This window comes from Pasteurella sp. P03HT (genome assembly GCF_054052285.1).
Window position 1 is genome coordinate 182,326 of record NZ_JBSIUM010000002.1, and the last position, 23,930, is coordinate 206,255.

Annotated in this window: 21 protein-coding genes; 7 read left to right on the forward strand and 14 right to left on the reverse strand. The window is 41.1% G+C overall.

Going from position 1 to position 23,930, the window contains the following annotated elements:
• Nucleotides 1-67 precede the first annotated feature (67 nt).
• From ACWIT3_RS03055 to ACWIT3_RS03080, 6 genes are all read right to left on the reverse strand, one after another.
• Nucleotides 68-2,491: a TonB-dependent receptor gene (locus ACWIT3_RS03055; protein ID WP_457161401.1), complete on the reverse strand. Its 2,424-nt coding sequence runs from the start codon at nt 2,489-2,491 to the stop codon at nt 68-70.
• 230 nt (nt 2,492-2,721) lie between these two features.
• On the reverse strand, nt 2,722-3,537 hold the full coding sequence (locus tag ACWIT3_RS03060) for a shikimate 5-dehydrogenase (protein WP_457161336.1): 816 nt from the start codon (nt 3,535-3,537) through the stop codon (nt 2,722-2,724).
• 57 nt (nt 3,538-3,594) lie between these two features.
• On the reverse strand, nt 3,595-4,392 hold the full coding sequence (gene cysE, locus ACWIT3_RS03065) for a serine O-acetyltransferase (RefSeq protein ID WP_457161337.1): 798 nt from the start codon (nt 4,390-4,392) through the stop codon (nt 3,595-3,597).
• A 32-nt stretch (nt 4,393-4,424) separates the two neighbouring features.
• Nucleotides 4,425-5,438 carry an NAD(P)H-dependent glycerol-3-phosphate dehydrogenase gene (gene gpsA, locus ACWIT3_RS03070; RefSeq protein ID WP_457161338.1) on the reverse strand — a complete coding sequence of 338 codons (1,014 nt, stop codon included), beginning with the start codon at nt 5,436-5,438 and terminating at the stop codon, nt 4,425-4,427.
• 107 nt (nt 5,439-5,545) lie between these two features.
• Nucleotides 5,546-6,055, reverse strand: a complete 510-nt coding sequence (gene secB / locus ACWIT3_RS03075) for a protein-export chaperone SecB (protein ID WP_457161339.1) — start codon at nt 6,053-6,055, stop codon at nt 5,546-5,548.
• An 18-nt stretch (nt 6,056-6,073) separates the two neighbouring features.
• Nucleotides 6,074-6,514, reverse strand: a complete 441-nt coding sequence (locus ACWIT3_RS03080; RefSeq protein WP_457161340.1) for a rhodanese-like domain-containing protein — start codon at nt 6,512-6,514, stop codon at nt 6,074-6,076.
• Between the two features lie 222 nt (nt 6,515-6,736).
• Here ACWIT3_RS03080 and ACWIT3_RS03085 point away from each other — a divergent pair, with 222 nt between their 5' ends.
• Nucleotides 6,737-8,050, forward strand: a complete 1,314-nt coding sequence (locus ACWIT3_RS03085) for an anaerobic C4-dicarboxylate transporter (protein ID WP_457161341.1) — start codon at nt 6,737-6,739, stop codon at nt 8,048-8,050.
• Nucleotides 8,051-8,152: 102 nt separating this feature from the next.
• On the opposite strand, the gene ACWIT3_RS03090 is transcribed toward ACWIT3_RS03085, so the two are convergent.
• Nucleotides 8,153-9,652: a helicase HerA-like C-terminal domain-containing protein gene (locus ACWIT3_RS03090; protein WP_457161342.1), complete on the reverse strand. Its 1,500-nt coding sequence runs from the start codon at nt 9,650-9,652 to the stop codon at nt 8,153-8,155.
• A 181-nt stretch (nt 9,653-9,833) separates the two neighbouring features.
• Here ACWIT3_RS03090 and glpE point away from each other — a divergent pair, with 181 nt between their 5' ends.
• Nucleotides 9,834-10,157, forward strand: coding sequence for a thiosulfate sulfurtransferase GlpE (gene glpE, locus ACWIT3_RS03095; RefSeq protein ID WP_457161343.1), 324 nt, complete (start codon nt 9,834-9,836; stop codon nt 10,155-10,157).
• Here the strand turns inward: glpE and ACWIT3_RS03100 are convergent.
• Nucleotides 10,154-10,465, reverse strand: a complete 312-nt coding sequence (locus ACWIT3_RS03100) for a DUF5389 domain-containing protein (protein WP_457161344.1) — start codon at nt 10,463-10,465, stop codon at nt 10,154-10,156. The genes glpE and ACWIT3_RS03100 overlap by 4 nt on opposite strands.
• Nucleotides 10,466-10,567: 102 nt before the next feature.
• Here ACWIT3_RS03100 and ACWIT3_RS03105 point away from each other — a divergent pair, with 102 nt between their 5' ends.
• From ACWIT3_RS03105 to ACWIT3_RS03115, 3 genes are all read left to right on the forward strand, one after another.
• The gene (locus ACWIT3_RS03105; RefSeq protein WP_457161345.1) at nt 10,568-11,389 is read left to right on the forward strand and encodes a YadA-like family protein; all 822 of its coding nucleotides are present in this window, start codon (nt 10,568-10,570) and stop codon (nt 11,387-11,389) included.
• Between the two features lie 154 nt (nt 11,390-11,543).
• Nucleotides 11,544-12,419, forward strand: coding sequence for a rhomboid family intramembrane serine protease (locus tag ACWIT3_RS03110; RefSeq protein ID WP_457161346.1), 876 nt, complete (start codon nt 11,544-11,546; stop codon nt 12,417-12,419).
• A gap of 62 nt (nt 12,420-12,481) precedes the next feature.
• The gene (locus ACWIT3_RS03115) at nt 12,482-13,240 is read left to right on the forward strand and encodes a DeoR/GlpR family transcriptional regulator (RefSeq protein ID WP_457161347.1); all 759 of its coding nucleotides are present in this window, start codon (nt 12,482-12,484) and stop codon (nt 13,238-13,240) included.
• A gap of 63 nt (nt 13,241-13,303) precedes the next feature.
• Here ACWIT3_RS03115 and glpC read toward each other — a convergent pair whose 3' ends face one another.
• The 3 genes from glpC to glpA are packed head-to-tail and all read right to left on the reverse strand — an operon-like array spanning nt 13,304 to nt 17,539.
• Nucleotides 13,304-14,575, reverse strand: coding sequence for an anaerobic glycerol-3-phosphate dehydrogenase subunit GlpC (glpC, locus tag ACWIT3_RS03120; protein ID WP_457161348.1), 1,272 nt, complete (start codon nt 14,573-14,575; stop codon nt 13,304-13,306).
• Nucleotides 14,572-15,858: a glycerol-3-phosphate dehydrogenase subunit GlpB gene (glpB, locus tag ACWIT3_RS03125; RefSeq protein ID WP_457161402.1), complete on the reverse strand. Its 1,287-nt coding sequence runs from the start codon at nt 15,856-15,858 to the stop codon at nt 14,572-14,574. The genes glpC and glpB overlap by 4 nt, the downstream gene beginning before the upstream one ends.
• Entirely contained in the window at nt 15,848-17,539 is a 1,692-nt protein-coding gene (glpA, locus tag ACWIT3_RS03130) for an anaerobic glycerol-3-phosphate dehydrogenase subunit A (RefSeq protein WP_457161349.1), read from the reverse strand. Before glpA ends, glpB begins: the two co-directional genes overlap by 11 nt.
• Nucleotides 17,540-17,829: 290 nt before the next feature.
• Between glpA and glpT the strand changes: the two genes are divergently transcribed.
• Together glpT and glpQ are read left to right on the forward strand one after the other, a co-directional pair.
• A complete protein-coding gene (gene glpT / locus ACWIT3_RS03135) occupies nt 17,830-19,275 on the forward strand; it encodes a glycerol-3-phosphate transporter (RefSeq protein WP_457161350.1) in 1,446 nt (481 codons plus the stop codon).
• A gap of 211 nt (nt 19,276-19,486) precedes the next feature.
• Nucleotides 19,487-20,563, forward strand: coding sequence for a glycerophosphodiester phosphodiesterase (gene glpQ / locus ACWIT3_RS03140; RefSeq protein ID WP_046339856.1), 1,077 nt, complete (start codon nt 19,487-19,489; stop codon nt 20,561-20,563).
• 73 nt (nt 20,564-20,636) lie between these two features.
• Here glpQ and yqfB read toward each other — a convergent pair whose 3' ends face one another.
• The 3 genes from yqfB to ACWIT3_RS03155 all read right to left on the reverse strand — a co-directional run bounded on the left by yqfB (nt 20,637) and on the right by ACWIT3_RS03155 (nt 23,900).
• On the reverse strand, nt 20,637-20,951 hold the full coding sequence (gene yqfB, locus ACWIT3_RS03145) for a N(4)-acetylcytidine aminohydrolase (RefSeq protein ID WP_457161351.1): 315 nt from the start codon (nt 20,949-20,951) through the stop codon (nt 20,637-20,639).
• Nucleotides 20,952-20,961: 10 nt separating this feature from the next.
• Complete coding sequence (locus ACWIT3_RS03150; protein ID WP_457161352.1) at nt 20,962-23,277, reverse strand: Tex family protein; 2,316 nt, start codon at nt 23,275-23,277, stop codon at nt 20,962-20,964.
• A 65-nt stretch (nt 23,278-23,342) separates the two neighbouring features.
• Nucleotides 23,343-23,900: a hypothetical protein gene (locus ACWIT3_RS03155; RefSeq protein WP_457161353.1), complete on the reverse strand. Its 558-nt coding sequence runs from the start codon at nt 23,898-23,900 to the stop codon at nt 23,343-23,345.
• Nucleotides 23,901-23,930 lie beyond the last annotated feature (30 nt).

The following is a 23,930-nucleotide window of genomic DNA, read 5'->3' on the forward strand; positions in this document are numbered from 1 at the left end:
GTTGATCCAAAAAAGAAAAAGCACAGCTCAATGACGCTGTGCTTTTGATTAGACTCGCTGACCTGACTTAGAAATGAATATTTAACCCAAGCGTCACATTACGTCCCATTTGTGGAACAAATGGTAAGAATGATGTATGTGAATAAATCTTACGATTTAACAGGTTATTACCTTGTACAAAGACTTGATAATCTACACCACCAAAAGTACGCGAATAATCCAGCCCCATATTTAACAAGCTATGTGCTGCGGTCGGATTTTCTAATGGCGCAACTTTATGTTGCTGATAAACATAAGTATATTCTAATGAGCTGGCTAAATTATCCGTAACCTGCATCGTCGTTCTGAAACCGAAACGCGCTGGTGGGACGCGAGGTGCATTTTGATCCGCTTGTGGAACTGGGTCTCTGGACTCAGTCGCATGATCAACATAATAAGTTGGCGGTAAATCATATAATTTTCCTCTTACATAATCACCGAATAACCCCATCGTTAACTCTGGTGTGAACGCATAGTCAACACGACCTTCCACGCCATAGTAAGTGGCTTTGGATTGACTGTAACGATTTAAAGACAAGTTCCCTGTTTTACTTAATGTTTGATTAAAAATACGGTTCTCAAAATCATTATAATACGCGTTCACTTTATAGCTAAGTTTCTCACCTGCATAGGCTAAACCTACCTCAAAGTTATCGGAAATTTCTTTCGTCAAATAACGATTACCATGTTCAAATGACACCGTTGCTAAATGGTTACCATGATAATACAGCTCCATTGGCGTTGGATGACGCTCATTATGAGAATAAGTAAACGATAACGTATAATCAGGGGTAACACTCCAAGTAACCGCGGCAGAATACGAGTTTGCACGATCATTATAAGGTGAAAGATCAGGTGCAGGGAAACTGCCTGGCTTACAGGTTCTTGGGTCATAGAAGAAGCTGTCTTTATCACATCCTTCCATCCCTTCTTTTATTTTTGCTAACTTCGCTACATCATAATCAATTTTGATTTTTTGTTTTTCTGTACGCGCCCCCACTTCAAACAAGAAATCCTTCCAACGTAATTGCTCAACAAAGAAGAAACTGGCTTGTGACTGTGTATTTTCAATCAATGCCCACAGTTTACGATCGTTCTCTGAAATTTTAGAAGGATCACGCTTTTTGTTATTGTGACAAGGATCTGACGCATTATTTGAACACGCACGGATACGAGGAATATTCGCACTGCTGGTTTGCGTTTGATACTGGGCGCCCCACACCCCCGTTAAATTACCTATTGGCGTGTGGAAAAATTCAATTCGAAGGTTATAGCCATTATTTTTAAATAAATTAATTGGAATATTGCTATCACTTTCATCATGTTTATAGGCAGTGGAAGAGTAGCTTAATTTGACTTTATCCAAGGCTTTCAACGGCTGTTTTAACTCTGCACGAATATCATAACGCTTAGAATGAGACGTCACCAATGGTCCGCCAAGCGTATGGTCATGTTCATGTCCATAAGGATTATCATGGCTGTGTTTCGCATCGTTTTCATGGCTCGAGCCACAATGGAAGTGAGTATTTACTAAATCAGTATCATCCATTAAATGCGGATAAAGTGATAAATAATAATTATGTTTTAAATTACCGCCCCAAATATGTGCCGCACAACCATCAAGCTTGTGGTTATGACCTGGCAAGCCATATTTTTCATGGCGCTCATTCAAAGCAAACCCTAAATAACCGCGCTCACCAATGAAAGACAAGCCATAATTTGCGGCTTTGGTTTTATTCTGCGTATCGGGAACATAATTCAATCGTTGTCCTAAATTAATCCCTGGCACATGGTACTCATTCGAATCTCGAGCAAGTCCCTCAAAACGAAACGCAATATGCTGACCTAAACCAAGGCTAATACCCGTTGTGGCTAATTTTTCATTACTATTAGTGTTATAGCGCGTATTTAAATCCACTTCATAGCCTTTTGCTGGCAGTTGAGTTGGGATACGACGATCGATCACATTCACGACCCCCGCAGGCGATGCGGTTGCATACAATAGGGTTGATGCGCCACGTACGACTTCTACTTGTTCTGATAATAATGTATCTACTCCAATCGCATGATCAGGAGACAGCTGCGACATATCGATAACATCCGCACCATTTTGTAAAATTTTTAAACGTACGCCTTCTTGCCCACGAATAACTGGGGCACTTGAGCCACCACCAAATTGATTACTGTGTACGCTTAATTCACCCGCTAATGCATTACCGAGTGTACTTGAACGTGATTTCAATGCTTGTTTCGCGACCACAATGTCATTCATTTTGGGTACAGCAGACAACGGATCGCTCGAAAATGTTGCGACACGTGAAGTCACACTAATTTCGTCAAGTGAAATAACATCCTCAGATCCCACATCTGCCAGTACTGAACTGGTTGCAAATAAGGTGGATAATAATAACGTAATTGGCTTCAACGTAAACTTAATTTGTTGATGTTGCATGGTAATCCCTTCTAAATAATGCGCAGGAGAAAATAGGTATTGATAAAGAAAAGTCATCTTATTTTTCTATAAAAAATAAGTTTTGCATATTACTCTTTGAGTCATAAAAAGGAAAGCAAAAAACAAAAAAATTTTCAAAAATTTAACAATGGAACAAAATAGAGACGTTGAGCATAACAAGATGCTCAACGTCAAAAAGAAAGGAACTATTACAATAAGAAAGGGGCTATTTAACGCTCTGATCGAGCAAACTGCGCAGCCTCCGCAATTAATGCCTCACTTGGACGCTGTTGAGTATATAACTCAAATTGCTCAACTGCTTGCAGCACGATCACTTCTGCTCCCGAAATAATTTGTTTACCTTGTTGTCTGGCATAACGAATTAACGGTGTTTCCGCAGGTAATGCCACCACATCAAAAACCACTTTCGCTTGATGAATCAACGATGCTGGAAAAGCAAGTAATTGCTCCTCAACCGCCCCATACATCCCTATCGGTGTGACGTTAATTAAAATATCAGCAGCATGCTGATCTAACTCAGCGAGATAAGTATAACCATATAACTCAGATAAATTTGCTCCTGTAGTACGATTACGGGCATAGATCTTAACTTGTTGAAACCCAGCATGTTTGAATGCTGCCACCACCGCCTTTGCCATCCCACCACTACCATGTACCAGTACAGATGACGCTGGATTAAGTTGATATTTTTCAATCAATTTCACAATCGCAATATAGTCCGTATTATAGGCTTTTAAATAACCATGATGATTCACAATCGTATTGACGGATTGAATAGCTTGTGCGGAGGGAGCAATCTCATCAAGAAAAGGCATACAACTTTCTTTAAAAGGCATCGAGACCGCACACCCGCGAATCCCTAGGGCACGAACCCCTTTGATTGCATGTTCAATATCTGTTGTAGTAAAAGCTTTATAAATATAATTCAGCCCCAATTTTTGATACAAATAGTTATGAAATCTGGTACCGAAATTGCCAGGACGTCCAGCTAAAGACATACAAAGCTGTGTATCTTTATTAATCATATTCTTTTCCTCACTGAATAAAAAAAGTGCGGAAACAAACCGCACTTTTTATCCTAATTAGTCTGCTTTAGAGGCACCGTCCTCATTAAAATATTGGTTCATCTCAAAAGCGGGTTTTGCTTGTTTGTCTTGTCCAATGATGCGAGCAGGAACACCAGCCGCTGTCGCATACTCGGGAACAGGTTGTAAAACAACAGAGTTTGCGCCAATTTTAGCATAACGCCCTACCTCAATATTCCCTAAAATTTTTGCTCCTGCGCCAATCATCACGCCTTCACGAACTTTAGGATGGCGATCGCCACACTCTTTCCCTGTGCCACCTAGTGTGACGCCTTGCAAAATTGACACATCGTTCTCTATCACAGAGGTCTCTCCCACCACAATGCCTGTCGCATGATCAAACATAATGCCACAGCCAATTTTCGCAGCAGGGTGAATATCCACGTCAAATGCAACCGAAATCTGATTTTGTAAATACACAGCAAGTGCCTTACGATTTTGCTGCCACAAATAATGCGTAATACGGTGGCTTTGCAAAGCATGATAGCCTTTAAGGTACAACAACGGTGTTGACCATAACTCCACTGCAGGATCACGTTGACGGACTGCTCGAATATCACAGGCTGCACTGGCAATGATATCGGGTTGTGCCTGATACGCCTCTTCAATAATCTCTCGTAATGCAATTGCTGGCATAATGGGATTCGCCAACTTATTCGCCAAAATATAACTTAATGCATGACCTAAATTATGATGTTTTAAAATCGTTGCATGAAAAAAACTCGCCAAAATAGGCTCATTCTCTGCCAACTCTTTTGCTTCTTGACGAATATGGTTCCAAACCTCTAATGGCATTTTTCTTTTCCTCGTCCTTTCTACTGCTGAATTTATTCGCCTTTACGTTCACGTCCTAATAAACTTGCTGCCACATCTTGTGCATTTTTACCACAGAATAACACCTGATACACTTGTTCGGTTATTGGCATTTCAACACCTTGCCGTTGCGCCAATAAATACGCTTCTTTTGCGTTATAAAAGCCTTCAACTACTTGCCCGATGTTGTCCATAGCTGTTTGAGCGGAAAAACCTTGCCCTAGCATAATACCAAAGCGACGGTTACGGGATTGGTTATCAGTACAAGTTAATACCAAATCACCTAAGCCAGACATTCCCATAAACGTATTAGGATTCGCACCTAATGACACCCCTAAGCGACTGATCTCAGCAATACCACGCGTAATCAAGGCCGTTCTCGCATTTGCTCCAAACCCCATACCATCAGACATCCCTGCACTAATCGCAATGACATTCTTAATTGCACCGCCGAGTTGTACACCAATCATATCTTGGTTGATATATACTCTAAAATGCTTACTGCAATGAATACGCGCCTGAAACTCTAATGCAAACTGTTCATTATTAGACGCCAATGCAATTGCGGTTGGTAATCCTGCGGCTAATTCTTTAGCAAACGTCGGACCCGACAACACCGCTAAGGGATAGTGTGTCCCAAGCTTTTCTTCGATCACCTCTTGCAATAAACGCCCCGTATCGCGCTCTAACCCTTTGGTTGCCCAAGCAATACGATGATCTGGACGTAAGTGCGGCTTAATATTACTAATCACCTCACCAAAAACATGACTAGGAACAACAATAAGCAAATCTCGAGAATGGCTGATTGCTGTCGCCAGATCCGCTTCAATATGTAGCGCATCAGGAAAATCGATATTCGGTAAAAACGCATTATTCTGTCTTTCCTCACGCAATCGTTGCATATGGACAGGATCGTGTCCCCAAAGATATGTAGGAAAACCATTGCGAGAAAATGCAATAGCTAATGCCGTCCCATAAGACCCTGCACCAAGTACTGTGATTGGAGAAGTAGCAACAGTGGTATTCATAGTTATACTCCTGAAAAATAATGGAATTGCATGAGGAAAATTGACATCATCTTAATGACATTAAGTGATAAAATTTCGCTCCCGAAACGAGAGCGAAAATAGATAGATTAATGAACTTCTTTGTTTTCTTCTTCTGTGTTTTGTTCTGCTTGTTGTTGGCGTTGTAAATAATCCATAAACAAGGCATCAAAATTCACAGGTGAAAGATTTAATGCTGGGAATGTACCGCGGTTAACTAAACTTGAAACCAATTCACGCGCATAAGGGAATAACATGTTCGGGCACTGCGATGTCAAACAATGTGCCATTTGCATATCTTCCAGACCACTAATAGTGAACACACCTGCTTGTTTCACTTCACAAATAAAGGCAACATCACCAGAACCTTCCATTGTGGTTTCAACAGAAATATTTAAGCACACTTCATATAAATCGTCTCCGACTTGTTTGGCTTCCGTGCTTAAGTCAAAGCCTAGTTTAGGTGCCCACTCTTGTTGAAAGATATGAGGTAAATTTGGTGCTTCAAAAGACACGTCTTTGACATAAATACGTTGAATTTGTAATACGGGTTGAACTTCTTGTTCTTCTTTCTCTACTGCTTTATTTTCTTCAGCCATTTTTTAAGTCCTTATGATTTATTTTTTAATTAAAGGTAAATTTGCTGCACGCCAACCTGCGATGCCTTCTTTTAAACTATAAACACGGTTAAAACCTTGTTTCGCTAGCAATTCAGCAGAAGCCGTCGCACTCATGCCTGTTGCGCAAACAAGAATCACAGGCGTGTCTTTATGTTGGCTAATTTTACCAACATTCTGCTTTTTAATTTCTGCAGGTAATACATTCAAACTATTAATAATGTGACCATGGGCAAATTCATCAATCGAACGTAAATCGATGACAACCGCGTCTTCATTATTCATTAAACTGACGGCTTCAGAGTTAGTGACGACTTTCACTTTTGAAGTAAAATCTTTAATAAAAGTATAAATAACAGTCAAAAAAACCATAACCCAAGCCATCACCATTAATGTGTGATTTTGAGCAAAGTCTTTTGCCATTGGAATAAATTCTTGCATGTTTTTCTCAGTTCTTTCTCAAGGTGAAATTTTTAAAATAAGGTCTTAAGTATAACCGTTGTTTATACATCTTTCAAAGAAAGTATTCAAATTTTAATTGATCTATATTATAGATAGCCTACCTATTTATTGCTATATTAGTCACAATTCTACGCAAGTATGAATACGACCTATAATGTCTTGTCTTAATCTTCGTTCAAACTTACAACATAAGGATACATTATGTTCTTTATTCAATTCGGCATAGTATTACTATGTATTTTAGTCGGTGCGCGTATTGGTGGTATCGGACTTGGTGTCATGGGGGGATTAGGTCTTGCTATTCTCTCATTTGGCTTTGGTCTAAAACCAGCGGGTTTACCTATTGATGTGATGTTCATGATTATGGCGGTCGTTTCTGCCGCAGCCGCAATGCAAGCTGCGGGCGGTTTAGACTACATGATCAAAATCGCAGCACGTATTTTACGTAAAAATCCAAAATATATTACCTTTATGGCTCCTGCTGTTACTTGGACATTCACCGTATTAGCAGGTACAGGACACGTTGCTTATTCTGTATTACCTGTTATCGCAGAAGTCAGTCGCCATAATGGTGTACGCCCAGAACGTCCATTATCCATGGCTGTTATTGCCTCACAATTCGCGATTGTTGCCAGTCCGATTGCCGCAGCGGTTGTTGCTGTAGTGAACTACTTAGAGCCTCAAGGCATCACATTAGGTAATGTACTTAGCGTCACTATGCCAGCAACTGTCTTAGGTATTTTTGTTGCTTGTCTATTAGTCAATAAAATGGGTAAAGAATTACACGAAGACCCTATTTATTTAGCAAAACTTCAAGATCCAGAATATGTGAAAGAAAGCCAAATGCAATCTAGCATTGGTGAAATGGAAATTTCAAAAACCGCAAAAACCTCTGTGGTCATCTTCTTAACTGCGGCATTACTTGTCGTATTAATGGGAACATTCAAAGAGTTACGCCCTGCTTTTGATGGCAAACCAATGGGAATGGCACACACTATTGAAATTGTGATGTTATCCGCGGGTGCATTAATTATGTTGCTTTGCAAACCTGATGGAACAGCAGTAACCAAAGGTTCTGTTTTCCATGCGGGTATGCGTGCGGTTATCGCAATCTTCGGTATTGCATGGTTGGGTGATACGTTAATGCAAGCACACATGACTGAAGTAAAAGAATCCGTGAAATACTTGGTAGAAACTGCACCTTGGGCTTTTGCATTCGCGTTATTTGCACTCTCTGTATTAGTTAACAGCCAAGGGGCAACTGTTGCAACACTCTTCCCACTCGGTATCGCGTTAGGCATCCCTGCCCCGATTTTGATTGGGACATTTGTTGCCGTAAACGGTTATTTCTTCATTCCAAACTACGGTCCTATCATTGCTTCTATTGACTTTGACACAACAGGAACAACACGCATTGGTAAATTCATTTTCAACCACAGCTTTATGTTACCAGGCTTATTAAGTATGGCATTCTGCTTAGGTTTTGGTCTACTCTTTGCTAATCTCTTCCTCTAATCAGATAGGATAAAAAAGAAAGCGTGCTACTCAATTGAACAGCACGCTTTTTTCTATCTCTCGCTCATCATCTCAGAAAACTGGTGTTAATCAAACCGCACATTATTTCTTCAACGCACCCATGATCCCACGCATAATTTGTTTAGTGACTTGACTACGAATACTGCGTCCGACTGATTTTGCAACACCGCTAACGATCTCTTCTGTCACGGTGAGTTTTTCACCGCGTTTTTTCGTTCCAAAAATCATTCGACTCAAGCTTCCCATCAGTCCATTTTCCTCTTCTGCTTGCGCTTGCTCTGCTTGTTTTTGTGCCACTGCAGCCAAATCCGCTTGGTGATGTAACACTTCAAAAGCAGATTCATTATCTTCCAAATCACGATAAAATGGATAAAGCTCATCTTCCTCTACCCAAGCACGACGCGCTTGTTCTGTGATGGGTTTTAACTGACTACGAGGTGGGAAAATATAAGCAACTTCAACAGGAGAAGGCATCCCTTTTTCATCTAAGAACGATACTAACGCTTGTCCTACACCCAGTGTGGTAATTGTCTCTGTGACATTCACAGTAGGATTAGTACGAAACGTTTCTGCAGCCGCTTTAACTGCTTTTTGATCACGCGGAGTAAACGCACGCAAAGCATGTTGAACACGGTTACCTAATTGTCCTAAAACTGTATCGGGTAAATCTAATGGATTTTGCGTCACAAAATAAATCCCCACTCCTTTTGAACGAATTAAACGCACCACTTGTTCTACTTTGTCTACTAATGCCGCAGGTGCACCATCAAACAACAAATGTGCCTCATCAAAGAACATCACAAAACGCGGTTTATCCAGATCTCCCACTTCAGGTAATTGTTCAAATAATTCCGCCATTAACCACAACAGAAAGGCACTGTATATTCTTGGTGAATTCATTAATTTTTCGGAGTTCAAGACATTGATCACGCCACGTCCATCACGAGTTTGTAACCAATCTTCTAAGTTTAATGCGGGCTCACCAAATAAATTTGCTGCACCTTCATTTTCTAAAGTTAATAACGCACGCTGAATAGCCCCCACACTTGCAGCAGAAATATTGCCGTATTCCAACTGGAATGTTTTGGCATGCTCTGCTACGTACTTTAACATAGCACGTAAGTCTTTTAGATCAATGAGTAGCAGCCCTTTATCATCGGCCACACGAAACACTAAATTGAGCAATCCTTCTTGTGTCGCATTGAGATTGAGCAAACGCGAGAGCAACAACGGACCCATTTCCGAAATCGTCGTCCTTAGGGGAATACCCGTTTCACCAAACACATCCCAAAACGAAACAGGATACCCCTTCAAATAGGCTTCATCACCTAAGCCAAATTGAGTGATCCTTTCCGCGATTTTGCCTTGAAATTGCCCCGCATTCACTAACCCTGATAGATCACCTTTTACATCAACTAAAAAAACAGGCACACCATCATCACTAAAGGCCTCTGCCATCGTACGCAACGTCACGGTTTTTCCTGTTCCTGTTGCGCCCGCAATTAAACCATGGCGGTTCGCCATTTTCGCAGTAATGCCTAATTGTTGCCCTTGCTCTGTTTGCGATAAAAAATATTGCATAGTAAATCGTCCTTAACCCAAGATCATGGGAGCATGATAAGAAAAAAATAAAACAGGGTCAAAAAGTGCGCGTAAAAAAACGCAAATTTCTCACAAATTCATTCCATCATGACACCACATTTTGATTTGCTCTAAAAAATGCTATATTTGCAATCTTTTAACGGCTAATAAAGAAACAACCATGTCCCAATTCGCAGAAATTTCCCCCGAACAAGCTTGGCAACTAATGCAAGAACGCCACGCCGTCTTATTGGATATCCGTAACGAACTGCATTTTGCACAAGCTCACCCACAGCACGCTTTTCATTTAACCAATCAAACATACGGTCAATTTGAATTGCACTACGATGATGATCATCCTGTCCTGGTTATCTGTTATCATGGCGTCAGTAGTCGAGGGGCTGCACTTTATTTAATCGAACAAGGTTATACAGAAGTGTACAGCGTGACGGGAGGCTTTGAAGCATGGCAACGAGCAGGGTTGCCAATAGAAAGTGTGGGTTAATTAAACCCACTCCCAACATAACACACAAATCCATAAAAACAGACCGCACTGACCAGCAAAACATTGCGCGCAAGGCGAGGACGGCTGGCATGAAGACGGTATGCAATACGAGCAATCCCCCCCAAACAGAAAGGGTATACCCATAAAAAAATTGACATCAACGTCATTTCACTCTCTGTTAAACGTGGATTTTTTAACAAATTGGGGGAAATCGTTAGTGCCAAAGGCCACAATAAAATGGGTAAACAAAATATGGCAATTGCCCAACTAAAACTACTGAATCCCGTTGGCATCTTATCTTTTCTCATAACTCCCTCTCATAACATATTAATAAATATCACTTTTTGTAAAAAAATGGTATAATCTGAGACTCACAATTTATGGATTATTTATAATATGGATTATTGCAAATGAAACATTCAAAAACCGCTTTTTTATTAGCCCTTTCACTCTCAAATCATCTCGTTGCTAAACCAACACCAACTTATAGTGCAGGAACTTATTATCCAGATTATACGTTACATCAAATCGACGTAATGGATGAGTGTGAAAAATCGCGCTATTGTGAACCTTATGGTACGGAAACTCAATCCATTTCTGCAGAAATTAATGACATAAAAAGACAACCTAAAGACAAACAAATCGATTCCTTAACTGATTATACTAAAGAGCTAGCATACAGTCTGAAAGACTTACAAGATCAGGTCAATACGCTCAGTCGTGATACATCAAATACAATGAAAGGCGTTGAAACCACTCTTAATAACCTCTCCTCCGATATTGCCTCCCACAACAGCCGCATCACTGAAAACACTGAAAATCTCGCACAACTTTCACTCTATACCACAGAACAACTTGCGGATAAAACGTCATCACCAGAGTTACCTGGTATTTGGGGTGTTAATCGTGCCCTTAACACGTTTTCAGTGGACCATGTAGATATCATGCAACAAGTAAGTAAACAAATTCAAACATTGCAACACAACATGAGAAAGTTTGATAAAAAATTGAACTCAGGTCTTGCTGCACAATCTGCACTCAGTGGTTTATTCCAACCCAATGAAGACGATACGATTAACTTTACTGCGTCGCTCGGCGGCTATCATACTGATGTTGCGCTAGCGATGGGAATGGGGTTCCGTTTTAATCGTAATGTCGCCACTCGTGCTGGAATTGCGTTTAGTCCAAACAGTCGTTTGTCGTATAATACAGCAATCAACTTTGCTTGGTAAAAATAATCATCAAAAACAGCCCATCTTGGGCTGTTTTCATATATACAATACGCAGTAAAATAATCAAGTTAATGTAAATGGGTATTCCCATTGTTTTCTATTTCAAAATATCTCACATTTAAAATGTAGCAAAAAATAAAATTAAGGAACAAAAATGCAATATTTATTTGGTAGTGAAATCTCACTTTTAGCCTTTCGTTTTCGAGATTATATTCGAGCCCAATTTAATGTAGAAGTTGAACTACGTGAAATAAATGATGAAAAAGGAAAACGCATCGATATTTTTCTTTGTGAAGAATCACCACACTTTCAAGAAATCATGATAGAGAAAGACCAATTTCTTGCTGACCCGTTTAATAAAAAATACGAACAAGCTAGCTGGACTAGTGGTGATATCCGATCAAGCAAATACTCATTAAAAGCCATGTTAAGCCAATCAGGTTTACAATCCTGTTCATTTAATGAGCTGCTACACACAGGAAAATTCACATTATTAGTCACCATACTCTGCATTGTGGTGTACCTCTGTCAACTAACTGGCTACGAAGATTGGATTTTGACGCATTTCCATTACCCTGAAGATGCCATAGAATCAAGAGAGGGCTGGCGCTATTTGTCACATGCCTTCGTACATTTATCCCCCCTCCATATTTTATTTAATTTAGTATGGTGGTGGTTATTTGCACATACGATCGAACGTCATTTTGGCACATGGAAAGTCTTGCAGCTTTTTTTCATTTCTGCATTCGTCACTGGTTTTGCCCAGAATATCGCCTCAAATCCTTATTTCTTTGGGTTATCTGGCGTCGTATATGCCATCCTTGGTTATGTTCTGATTTACGACAAATTGAGCCCAACTCGTTATTTTAATTTGCCAATTGGTTTTGCCATGATGCTGATTGTGGCGATTCTAACAGGATTTATTAGTCCATTTTTTGGTATTGAGATGGGTAACACAGCACATATCACAGGATTAATAATTGGGTTATTCATTGGCTGGGCAACCTTCAAACGTACAGTAAAAAGATGATCTCATGCCTAAAATAGAATAAAATGTCGACGGATTTAATCTCAACAAGCGAAAGGTGCAATATGAAACAATCCATTCGTCATCAGAAAATTATTGATGTAGTCACACAAAAAGGCTATGTCAGTACGGAAGAACTGGTTACTTTATTAAATGTCAGCCCTCCTACGATTCGCCGAGATCTGAATGAACTTGCTGAGAAAAACTTAATTCGTCGCCATCATGGTGGAGCCGCCTCTCCCTCTACGGCAGAAAACAGTGATTATGCTGAACGTAAAAACTTTTTCTTTAAAGGCAAAAATTGTATTGCACAACAAGTCGCAAGCTTAATTCCGAATGGTGCATCTTTATTTATTGATATCGGTACGACACCAGAAGCCGTCGCCAATGCGTTACTCAATCACCAGAAATTACGCATTGTGACCAACAATATCAATGCAGCCTATATTCTTATGCAGAATGACACGTTTGATATTATTTTAGCAGGTGGGTCATTACGCCAAGATGGCGGAATTATTGGTGAAGCAACTGTGGCGTTTATCTCACAATTCCGTTTAGATTTTGGCATTTTAGGGATCAGCGGAATTGATCTAGATGGATCGCTACTCGACTACGATTACCATGAGGTCCAAGTCAAACGCTCGATCATTGAAAGTTCACGTAAAACGTTTTTAGTGACTGACCATTCTAAGTTTTCTCGTCGTGCCATGGTTCGTTTAGGCTCAATTGCAGATGTTGAACATGTTTTCACCGATGCAACACCGCCTGATCCCATCCTAGAAATTTTAAAGGCGAACCACGTTAAACTACACGTGTGCCAATAATAAAAAAAGGGGGCATTTTGCCCCCTTAAATGACTCCAATACATTGAGTCAAGTTCCTATTCATTACGCTAATGCCATCGCCAATAAGCTGATTGGGTGCAAACACGTGAGATGGGTTGACATATCAATTTGCCATTTACATGTTTCACACTCAGAAATCACATAATCAAAGCCGCCTTCATTGATATGCTTAAAGAGTGGGTTTCCAATCGCCTGCGAAACATCGTAGTTTTCTGCTTTAAAGCCATACGTTCCTGCAATACCACAACATTGCGATGGTAATACCACTACTTCTACACCAGGGATCTGTTTTAGTACTTCTAAAGTATAAGGTGCCCAACCCGCTTTTTCCACGTGACATGCAGTGTGATAAGCAAGGCGTAATGGTAGTCGTTTAAATGGGAACGTTTTACCCGCTTGCATTAATTGATACAAATAACGTGTCACGATATGAATATGTGGGCGTACTTTTTGGTTATCCATACCTAAAATATGATGATACTCATCGCGTAAATTCATCGTACAGCTGGATGAGGTTCCCACAACTTCTAAACCACGTTCATCAACGGTTTTACCCAAATATTTTAAGTTAAATTCAGCTTGCTTTTTGGCGCGCTCTGGAAAACCATTCACCGACAAAGGTAAACCACAGCATTTTTCTTTTTCAAGCAATACTACGCCAATATTGATCGCATTAAAAACCTGAATAAGTTCTTTACCTAGCTGTGGATTGTTGTAGTTGACATAACAGCCGTGATAATAAGCCACTTTATCCTGATAGCGAGCCTGATCTTCCATAGCATGCTTCAAATACCAATTGCGGAAAGATCCAAAAGAATATTTAGGCAACGTACGGTGTTGACTTACACTCAATGTTTTCTCAAGTAAAAAGCGAGTAGCTTTTAAACCTGTAATCGTATTGACGATAGGGGCAAATGGCGTATTCATTTTCCCCATCATATCCGTATGACTTAGCACCGCATCCCGCAATTTGTGCATGAGAGGTTTATTTTGACGCTCAAGATTATTATTTCTTGCCCGAACAATAAGATCACCAATTTTCACATCAGAAGGGCATGCCACTTCACAACGTTTACAGTTAGTACAGTATTTTAATGCTTCATCGTACAATTCCGCACTTTTTAAACGCAACCGCTCACCGTCTGGACCTGCTTGTTTTGGTCCTGGATAAAACGGATTTTGACGAGAAACAGGGCAAACAGCAGTACAGGCAGTACATTTAATACAACTTTCAAAACTTTCATCAACATGTTGATGTCCTACTGGCGCAGCAACCCCTTGTTTCGCACTTTCGATTAACTGTTGAATATTCATGCAGCCCTCCCAATTTGCTCTGCAGCGACTAATGCTGTCACCACTGCCACACCCGAACCACAGCCTAATTCAATGCCATTAAAGCCGCCTAGGATATTTCCGATTGCATATAAATTCTCAAAAAATTGGCCGCCCTTTTGAACTTGGCATTGTGCATTAATCGCTAGACCTGCTGCTTGATAAGGTTGTGGCTCAGAAAAACGATGATGCGTCCACGTCATACGATTTGTTACATCAAATGGCGCCTGACCAACGATATCAGCATCAAAAATTGGTTCATAAATCTTATCAAAGTCTGCGACTAATCCTTTACTGAAAAAACTGCCACTAGCAAGCACAATATGTTCAGCCGTAATCGGTACATCTTGATGTAAATGTGTATAAACGCGTTTAACTCGATTATTCTCTACATCCGCTCTTACCACTTTGTCACCATTCATCATCAAACCACCCAATTGTTTAAAATATTGGATTAACTGTTTATGTTGGCGCATACCGAGCAGAGAAGGAGGTAGCGTCGGCAATTCAAATAACTCAAGTCCTGTTGCCTCTTTCAGTGCGGTAAAAAATTCTTGTGTTTCTAGTCCAAAACAGGCTGGTAAAAAGACCGCTTTTGCGCCCTGAGCTGCTTCTTTGATTTCACGGACTAAATCATGAAACGCCAACTTGTGCTCTAATAACTGGGCAATATTCACACTACGAAATTCACGCGAGTGATGACGCAGATGATCAAGCTCAGGAATGCTCAAAAAACCCGTTGTCACGTCACAATGCGCAAACTGTGAATTTTGTACTAAATTATCAGCTAATAAGTGTGGTTGAAAATCGTGATATCCCTCAATCCCAAGCACTGCAATCTGACGATGGGGGAACGTGCCTGCTTCTGTTACCGTTGGCACACTGTTTGGAGACAACCAAGTACGGCGTAAACTGCCTAATGGAGTAACACGTAAATGATTTTCCTCACATGTTCCCATTAAACCTAAATGTAATGTCTGAGCTAATTGTTCAAACTCACGAGCTTTGGCAAGTACTGTTTCTTTACCGATGATACAATAAGGGTGTTGTGGTAATTGTTGATCAAGCGCAGTGTAGTCTTGCTCGAAATTCTGAATTTGACGACCATTCGGCAATTGAGCAAGTAAATCCATTGAGCCAGATGAAAAGTCCATTGCTGCCTGTCCGTTATTAATCATGGCACATGTTTTGCCTTGTTGTTGAAGAGCAATCCCGCATGTTAAACCGGCAAGCCCACCACCAATAATTACTACATCAAAATTCATTGTCATCTGTCCCTTGCTGTGCTTGTTGTTCAAGCGGTTTCACATTATTGAGACCAAGCAAGCTGTAATAAACCCACGAGGTAAATTCAGCTTCACGTGTTGCCTCTCCCCAACAAATTGGCTCAATACCACGCCAACGTTCTTCCATAAAAGATGCTAATTGAGTCGTCGATTGACGAGGTGTTGCCACACCGAAACGAGACATTAAGCCTGCCGCACGGCATGCACACAACTCGGCTTGACAAGTTCCCATCCCCACACGAGTGCGTCGACGTAAATCAACCAAATTATTAACACTTAATTCATCCACTGCATAACGCACTTCACCTGCCGTCACAGCTTCACACTCACACACTAACGTCCGATCCAAACGCTCTGTTTGCAATAAGCGAGTTGCACGCGAGCCATGGCGATAAACCGCTGAATAACGAATAGTACTTGGTAAGGAAATGACTCGCTTATTAGTTTCTAATCGACTTTCACTTGAACCTGGTAATGCTTGTTTAGCCGTCGTACATGACGCCGTTTTATTCAGTTTTTTACACACTAAATCCGTTGCCCATTCTGCCATCAAGCGATACGTCATTAATTTGCCACCCGTAATGGTAATAAAACCGTCTAAACCATCACGTTCAGCATGATCAAGCAGTACAATACCACGACTCACATTACGTCCTGATGGGTCATCATCCGTTGCAACGAGTGGGCGAACCCCAGCATAAGCACGTAAAACACGAGTGTGACGCAAAGAAGGCGCCAGTTTTTCACCTTCGCGGAATAAAATATCCACTTCTTCTGGGGTCACAATCATGTTATCAATCTGATCATAAGGAATACGACTTGATGTCGTACCAATCACACAAATCGTATCACCAGGAACCAAAATATCGGCATCCGCAGGTTTACGGCAACGGTTAATTACCATTTTGTTAATGCGGTGCCCCATGACTAATAATGCCCCTTTGGCTGGGAACATACGGATTTTTAAATCGGCATATTCTGCAATGCCTTGTCCCCAGATGCCCCCCGCATTGACCACAACGGGAGCAAAAAATTGACGTTGGACTTTATATTTATGATCGTAAACGCTCACGCCAATCACGCGACCACCTTCTCGAATTAAGTTCGTCACTTCGCAATAAGTAAAAACACGTGCACCATTTTCTGTGGCGTCGAGCATATTGGAGGCAGTTAAACGGAAAGGGTCGATAGAGCCATCAGGCACCACTACGGCACCCACTAACTCAGGGTTGACAGAAGGTTCTAAACGTTTGGCAAGATCAGGTTCAATCGGCACAGCTTCAATCCCAGACGCTGTACAACTTTCGATAAATTTTTTCTGATAATCAAGATCATCTTCAGGTAGGGTAATAAATAGCCCCTCTGTTTCATCAACACAATGGCGAGCAATTCGACGTAAGATTTTATTTTCTTCAATACACTCTTTCGCTGACTCTTGATCATTTACCGCATAGCGTGCACCACTGTGCAATAATCCATGATTGCGTCCTGTCGCACCTGTCGCGATATCTCTTCGCTCTAATAACACACAATTAATACCGCGTAATGCGCAGTCACGAGCAATGCCTGCACCCGTGGCTCCACCACCAATAATAATCACATCCGTACTAATAGGGCTTGTATCTGCGGTATTCTTATACATTTGAGGTGATATTTTCATCTTTCCTCTCCCACAACAAACAACAAAACGATCAAAAAAACGATATTTATGCTGACATTTTAGGCTAAACACGCACAAACAAACAATCATTTGATTGAAAAAGAAAGTTTAAATGTGACAAATATCACAATTTATTTTCTAAAATGTGCAACCGTGAAATATTTTTTGTGAAATCACTCACAAATTAGCACAATTCTCCTTTCCACTTTTTTCTTTTCCCTTATTATCTGTGTAAGATTCTTGTTAAAAGAATGCTGTTTATTTGTTTGTTTAACCTATTGGAGAATTGTATGTTTGGTCCATTTAAACCCGCTCCGCATATTCCGGAGCTCCCTGCGGACAAAATAGATGCTCGATACCGTTTCTTGCGCTGGCAAGTGTTTGCGGGTATCTTTTTTGGTTATGCAGCTTATTACTTCGTACGTGCAAACTTCGACTTAGCACAAAAAGGATTAATTGAAGCAGGTATGTATAACAAAGCTGAACTTGGTATTATCGGTACAGGGGCAGGTTTAGCATACGGCTTATCTAAATTCTTTATGGCGTCCATTTCTGACCGTTCAAATCCAAAAGTCTTCTTACCTTTTGGTCTTTTACTTTCTGGTTTATGTATGACCATGATGGGTTTAATGCCATGGGCAACTTCGGGCATTGCGGTCATGTTCGTACTGATCTTCTTAAACGGTTGGTTTCAAGGGATGGGTTGGCCTCCATGTGGTCGTACAATGGTACACTGGTGGTCTAAATCTGAACGTGGTTCTATCGTATCTATTTGGAATACCGCTCACAACTTAGGGGGAATGGTTCCTGGTGCGATGGTGTTACTCGCAAGTGCCATCTATTTCAGCACTCACGGTGTAGAGGCAACTGCAAAAGACGTATGGCAACAAGCACTTTACTATCCAGGTATCGCTGCAATGATCGCTGCAATTCCTATCTATTTCGTGATGAAAGATACTCCACAATCTTGCGGTTTACCACCAATCGAAAAATGGCGTAACGACTATCCAGATGACTATAATGAAAAAACATACGAGCACGATTTAACAACAAAAGAAATTTTCGTGACTTATGTATTGAAAAACAAACTATTATGGTACATCGCGATTGCTAACGTCTTCGTATACTTAATCCGCTACGGTGTATTGAAATGGTCTCCAGTTTACCTTGGTGAAGTTAAACACTTCAACATCAAAGGTACCGCATGGGCATATACCATTTATGAATTAGCAGCGATTCCAGGAACATTACTTTGTGGTTGGGTATCTGACCATGTGTTCAAAGGTAAACGTGGTTTAACAGGCTTCATTTTCATGATTTTAACCACTGCAGCAGTAGTAGCATTATGGTTAAACCCAGCCACTCCAGAACACGAATTAGCACAATATGCAGGTCATGCTTGGTATGAAAACCCATATCAATTAATGGACTTCATCCTAATGACAACGATCGGTTTCTTAATCTATGGTCCAGTTATGCTTATCGGTTTACACGCTCTTGAGCTTGCACCGAAAAAAGCAGCAGGTACATCAGCAGGTTTCACTGGTTTATTCGGTTACTTAGGTGGTACAGTATCAGCCTCTGCAGTTGTTGGTTGGGCAGCAGAATACTACGGCTGGGACGGCGGTTTCTATGTCATGATTGCTGGCGGTGTATTAGCTATCCTATTAATGTTTATCACGATGATTGAAGAAGGTAAACACAAAGCTAAACTTGACGATCACTACGGTAAATAATAAGCACAACAAAAAGGAAGATATGTAAAAGCATAGTCTTCCTTTTTTTATACTCGCTATCTACATTCACTTACGCAATTAAGATGAATTTGATTAAAAAGTGAGTAAATGTCAAAACATTTAACGATAGGCGTGGAAATCACGCGCAGCATTTCACCCTATCACCCTAAGCTGTAAATAATAACTTTCCGATAAATAAGAGGACTCGTCTATGAAATTAAAAGCAATCGCAGCCGCTGTTGCGGTTTCAACTTTAGCAGCTTGTTCAAGCCAATCTATGATGAGCAGCAGTGATAAATTAATTATTGCTCACCGTGGTGCAAGTGGTTATTTACCAGAACACACGCTTGAATCGAAAGCTTTGGCTTTTGGTCAAAAAGCAGACTATTTAGAACAAGACCTTGCGATGACCAAAGACAACCGTTTAATCGTGATTCACGATCACTTCTTAGATGGTTTAACCAATGTTGCAAAAAAATTCCCAAATCGTGCGAGAAAAGATGGTCGTTATTATGTCGTTGACTTCACATTAAAAGAAATTCAAAGCCTTGAAATGACTGAAAACTTCAAAATGGAAAACGGCAAACAAGTTCAAGTGTATCCAAACCGTTTCCCTCTTTGGAAATCACATTTCCGTATTCACACTTTTGAAGAAGAAATTGAATTTATCCAAGGTTTAGAAAAATCAACAGGTAAAAAAATTGGTATCTACCCAGAAATCAAAGCACCTTGGTTACATCACCAAGAGGGCAAAGACATTGCTGCCGCAACATTAAAAGTGCTAAAACAATATGGTTATGATACTAAAGACGATATGGTTTACCTCCAAACCTTCGACTTTAATGAATTAAAACGTATTAAAACTGAACTTCTCCCAAAAATGGGCATGGACATTAAACTTGTTCAGTTAGTGGCCTATACTGATTGGCACGAAACTGAAGAGAAAAATGCACAGGGCAAATGGGTGAACTACGATTACGATTGGATGTTTAAACCAGGCGCCATGGCAGAAGTCGCAAAATATGCGGATGGTGTTGGTCCAGGCTGGTATATGCTGATTGACGATCAAAAATCAAAAGCGGGTAACATTGTTTACACGCCATTAGTGAAAGAATTGGCCAACTACAAAATGGAACTTCATCCGTACACCGTACGTAAAGATGCCTTACCTGCATTCTTCACTGACGTGAACCAAATGTATGATGCACTATTAAACAAAGCAGGAGCAACAGGAGTCTTCACAGACTTCCCAGATACTGGTGTCGCGTTTTTGAAGAAAAATAAATAGCCACCAACTGATGTAATAAAAAGTGCGGTCGAAATGTTAAGAATTTTGACCGCATTTTATTTATATTGAGTAATTATTTCACTAACTCAAACGCAATCACCCAAAACCACTCATCTTGTGGATAAATCTCTTTAATCACCTGACGCAACTCCGGCAAGGTCATATTTTCTTGCTGGGCGTGTTGTTCAGATAACTCATCAAAATGAATAGGCGTTACCGACAACACTTTAATGTTGGCAAAAAAGCGATCAGTCTCGTTAGTGTAAACCGCCAACACTTGATTTGGCTGAAAATACGACTCGGATTTATCACGAATCGTGATCGTTTTACGCCCCGCCACAATGTCTTGTTCAAAGCGAGTGAAGAAGGTGATTTTGTTTAAGTCCACGTCAGTCCCCTTACTTCTTCCAATTCTTCAACGCATCAGCAAAGGCATTGCCCATTACATTGTTACCAGCTGAGCGATCACGCCCTTTCGCAGGTTGGTTTGAGCGCGGTTTTGCCGATAAAGTGCGGTCCGTTTTTTCTGAATTTTTTGCCGCACTTTCATCTAAACGCATGGTTAAGGCGATACGTTTACGAGGCACATCCACTTCCAATACTTTCACTTTCACAATGTCGCCAGTTTTCACAACTTGGTGAGGATCTTCCACGAACTTGTCAGAAAGTGATGAGATATGCACTAAACCGTCTTGATGTACACCGATATCCACAAATGCACCGAAGTTAGTCACGTTAGTCACAGTCCCTTCTAAAATCATACCTGGCTTTAAGTCGCTGATTTCTTCTACGCCGTCCATAAAGGTGGCGGTTTTAAACTCTCCACGTGGGTCACGCCCCGGTTTCTCAAGCTCTTTGAAAATATCTTGCACTGTCGGCAAACCAAACTGTTCATCAATGAATTTCTTCGCATCCAGTTGACGAACGGCGCTCGCATTGCCCATTAAATCTTGGATTGATTGCTCAGTCGCTTGCAAAATTTTCTCAACCACAGGATAAGCCTCTGGGTGAACGCCCGACGCATCCAGTGGGTTTTTACCTTCCGCAATACGCATAAAGCCTGCACATTGTTCGAAGGCTTTTGGCCCTAAACGAGGCACTTTTTTCAGTTGCTCACGAGTGTCGAAACGCCCGTTTTCATCACGATATGCCACGATATTTTGTGCAAGGGTTTTGGTCATTCCCGCGACACGCGCCAATAATGGCGCAGAAGCTGTGTTTAAATCCACGCCCACCGCATTCACGCAGTCTTCCACCACTGCATCTAACTTACGGGCTAATTGGCTTTGATTGACATCGTGTTGATATTGTCCCACACCAATGGCTTTAGGTTCGATTTTAACTAACTCGGCTAATGGGTCTTGTAAACGGCGAGCAATGGACACCGCACCACGCAAGGAAACATCTAATTCTGGGAACTCAGCCGCTGCTAATTCAGAAGCCGAATACACCGATGCACCCGCTTCACTCACCACCACAGTTTGCGCTTGCCAGTCAGTGAATTGTTTCATAATGTCTTTGGCAAAGCGTTCTGTTTCACGCGATGCTGTACCGTTACCGATCGCAATCAGCTCCACATTGTGTTTTTTACCCAACTGATAAATCGCAAGGGCTGCACGCTCTGCTTGTCCTGTGTGTGGATAAACCGTATCCGTTGCCAGTAATTTACCAGTGTTATCCACAACAGCCACTTTCACCCCAGTACGTAAGCCTGGGTCTAAGCCCATTGTGTTTTTCGCCCCTGCTGGTGCTGCCATTAAAAGTGCGGTTAAATTTCTGGCAAAAACATCGATCGCTTCTTCTTCCGCTTTTTCGCGTAAGCTGCCCATTAATTCGGTTTCTAAGTGCAATGCCACTTTGATTTTCCACGTCCAAGCAATCACTTGTTCACGCCATTTATCCGCTGGCTGCCCTGTAAAGCGCACACCTAAATGTTGGCGGATAATTTCTTCACAGTAACTTTGACGCGCACCATCTTCTTGTTCAGGATCAGCATTTAAACTTAACTGTAAAAAACCTTCATTACGACCACGGAACATCGCTAATGCGCGGTGTGAAGGCACATTTTTGAAAAGCTCTTGATGATCAAAATAGTCTTGGAATTTTGCGCCTTCCGCTTCTTTGCCTTCTAAAACTTTTGAAACTAATACCGCATTTTGTTGTAAATAGCGGCGAACTTGCGCTAAAAGTGTCGCATCTTCGGCAAAACGCTCCATTAAAATATATCTTGCCCCGTCTAACGCCGCTTTGCTGTCAGCGACGCCTTTTTCACTGTCTACGAAAGAAAGTGCGGTGGTTTCTGGATCATTTTCTGGGCTGTTCCAAAGTAAATCAGCCAATGGCTCAAGCCCTGCTTCAATCGCAATTTGTCCTTTGGTGCGGCGTTTGGGTTTGTAAGGTAAATATAAATCTTCTAATTCGGTTTTGCTTTGGACTTGCTGGATTTGAGTGCGTAGCTCGTCTGTTAATTTGCCTTGTTCTTCAATGGATTTCAAAATGGTTTGACGGCGATCTTCAAGCTCACGCAAATACATTAAACGAGTTTCAAAATGGCGTAATTGGGTGTCATCTAAGCCACCTGTGACTTCTTTACGATAGCGCGCAATAAATGGAATGGTGTTACCGTCGTCTAACAGTTGAATGGCGGCGAGAATTTGTTGGGGTTGAACGCTAAGTTCCGTTGCAATAAGTTGGCTAATTTGTTGATTAAGCATAATTTTTAAAAACTGAGAAGAATATAAAGACAATAAAAGCGAGCTAAGCCCGCTTTTATAAGGAATTACTGTGCTACGCTACAAGCGATTGGTTTTGCTTGATTATCCGTAACAGGACCCATTTGGTTATTATTTTTGTTCACTAAATAAAGTGCACCGTTTAAACAGAACAAACTTTGTTCACCTGTCATACCAACTAAAGCAGGATTACTTGCATCAAATGCTTTGAATGTCGTCACAGGCTGCTGTCCAGCTGGCGCAGTCGCTAACGATGCATCTTGTGTTGTATTAGTCTGGAGTGGCGTTTGTGCATGCGCTTCTGTTGGTGCTAACACTTCGCTTAATAAATACCCCGCTGCTGCACCAGTTGCAAAGCTTGCTAAACGGTTTCCCTGATTCGCAACAGGTGCTTTGGTTGCTGCCGCGTTGATCGCTTGTTGGTTAAAAGTCGCATCAGGTTGTTGTGTTGTTTGCTGCTGTTGCTGCGCTTGCTTTACAGGAGCGGGTTTCGTCGCAACAGGGCGAGAATGCCCTACAGAACGTCCACCACGCGCGCCTTTTGCTTCGCTAATCGCGGTGAATGACAAAGCTAACACGGCGGTTAATGCAATAATTTTTTTCATGTAAGTTCCTTTTTTATTGGAGCGTTGTGA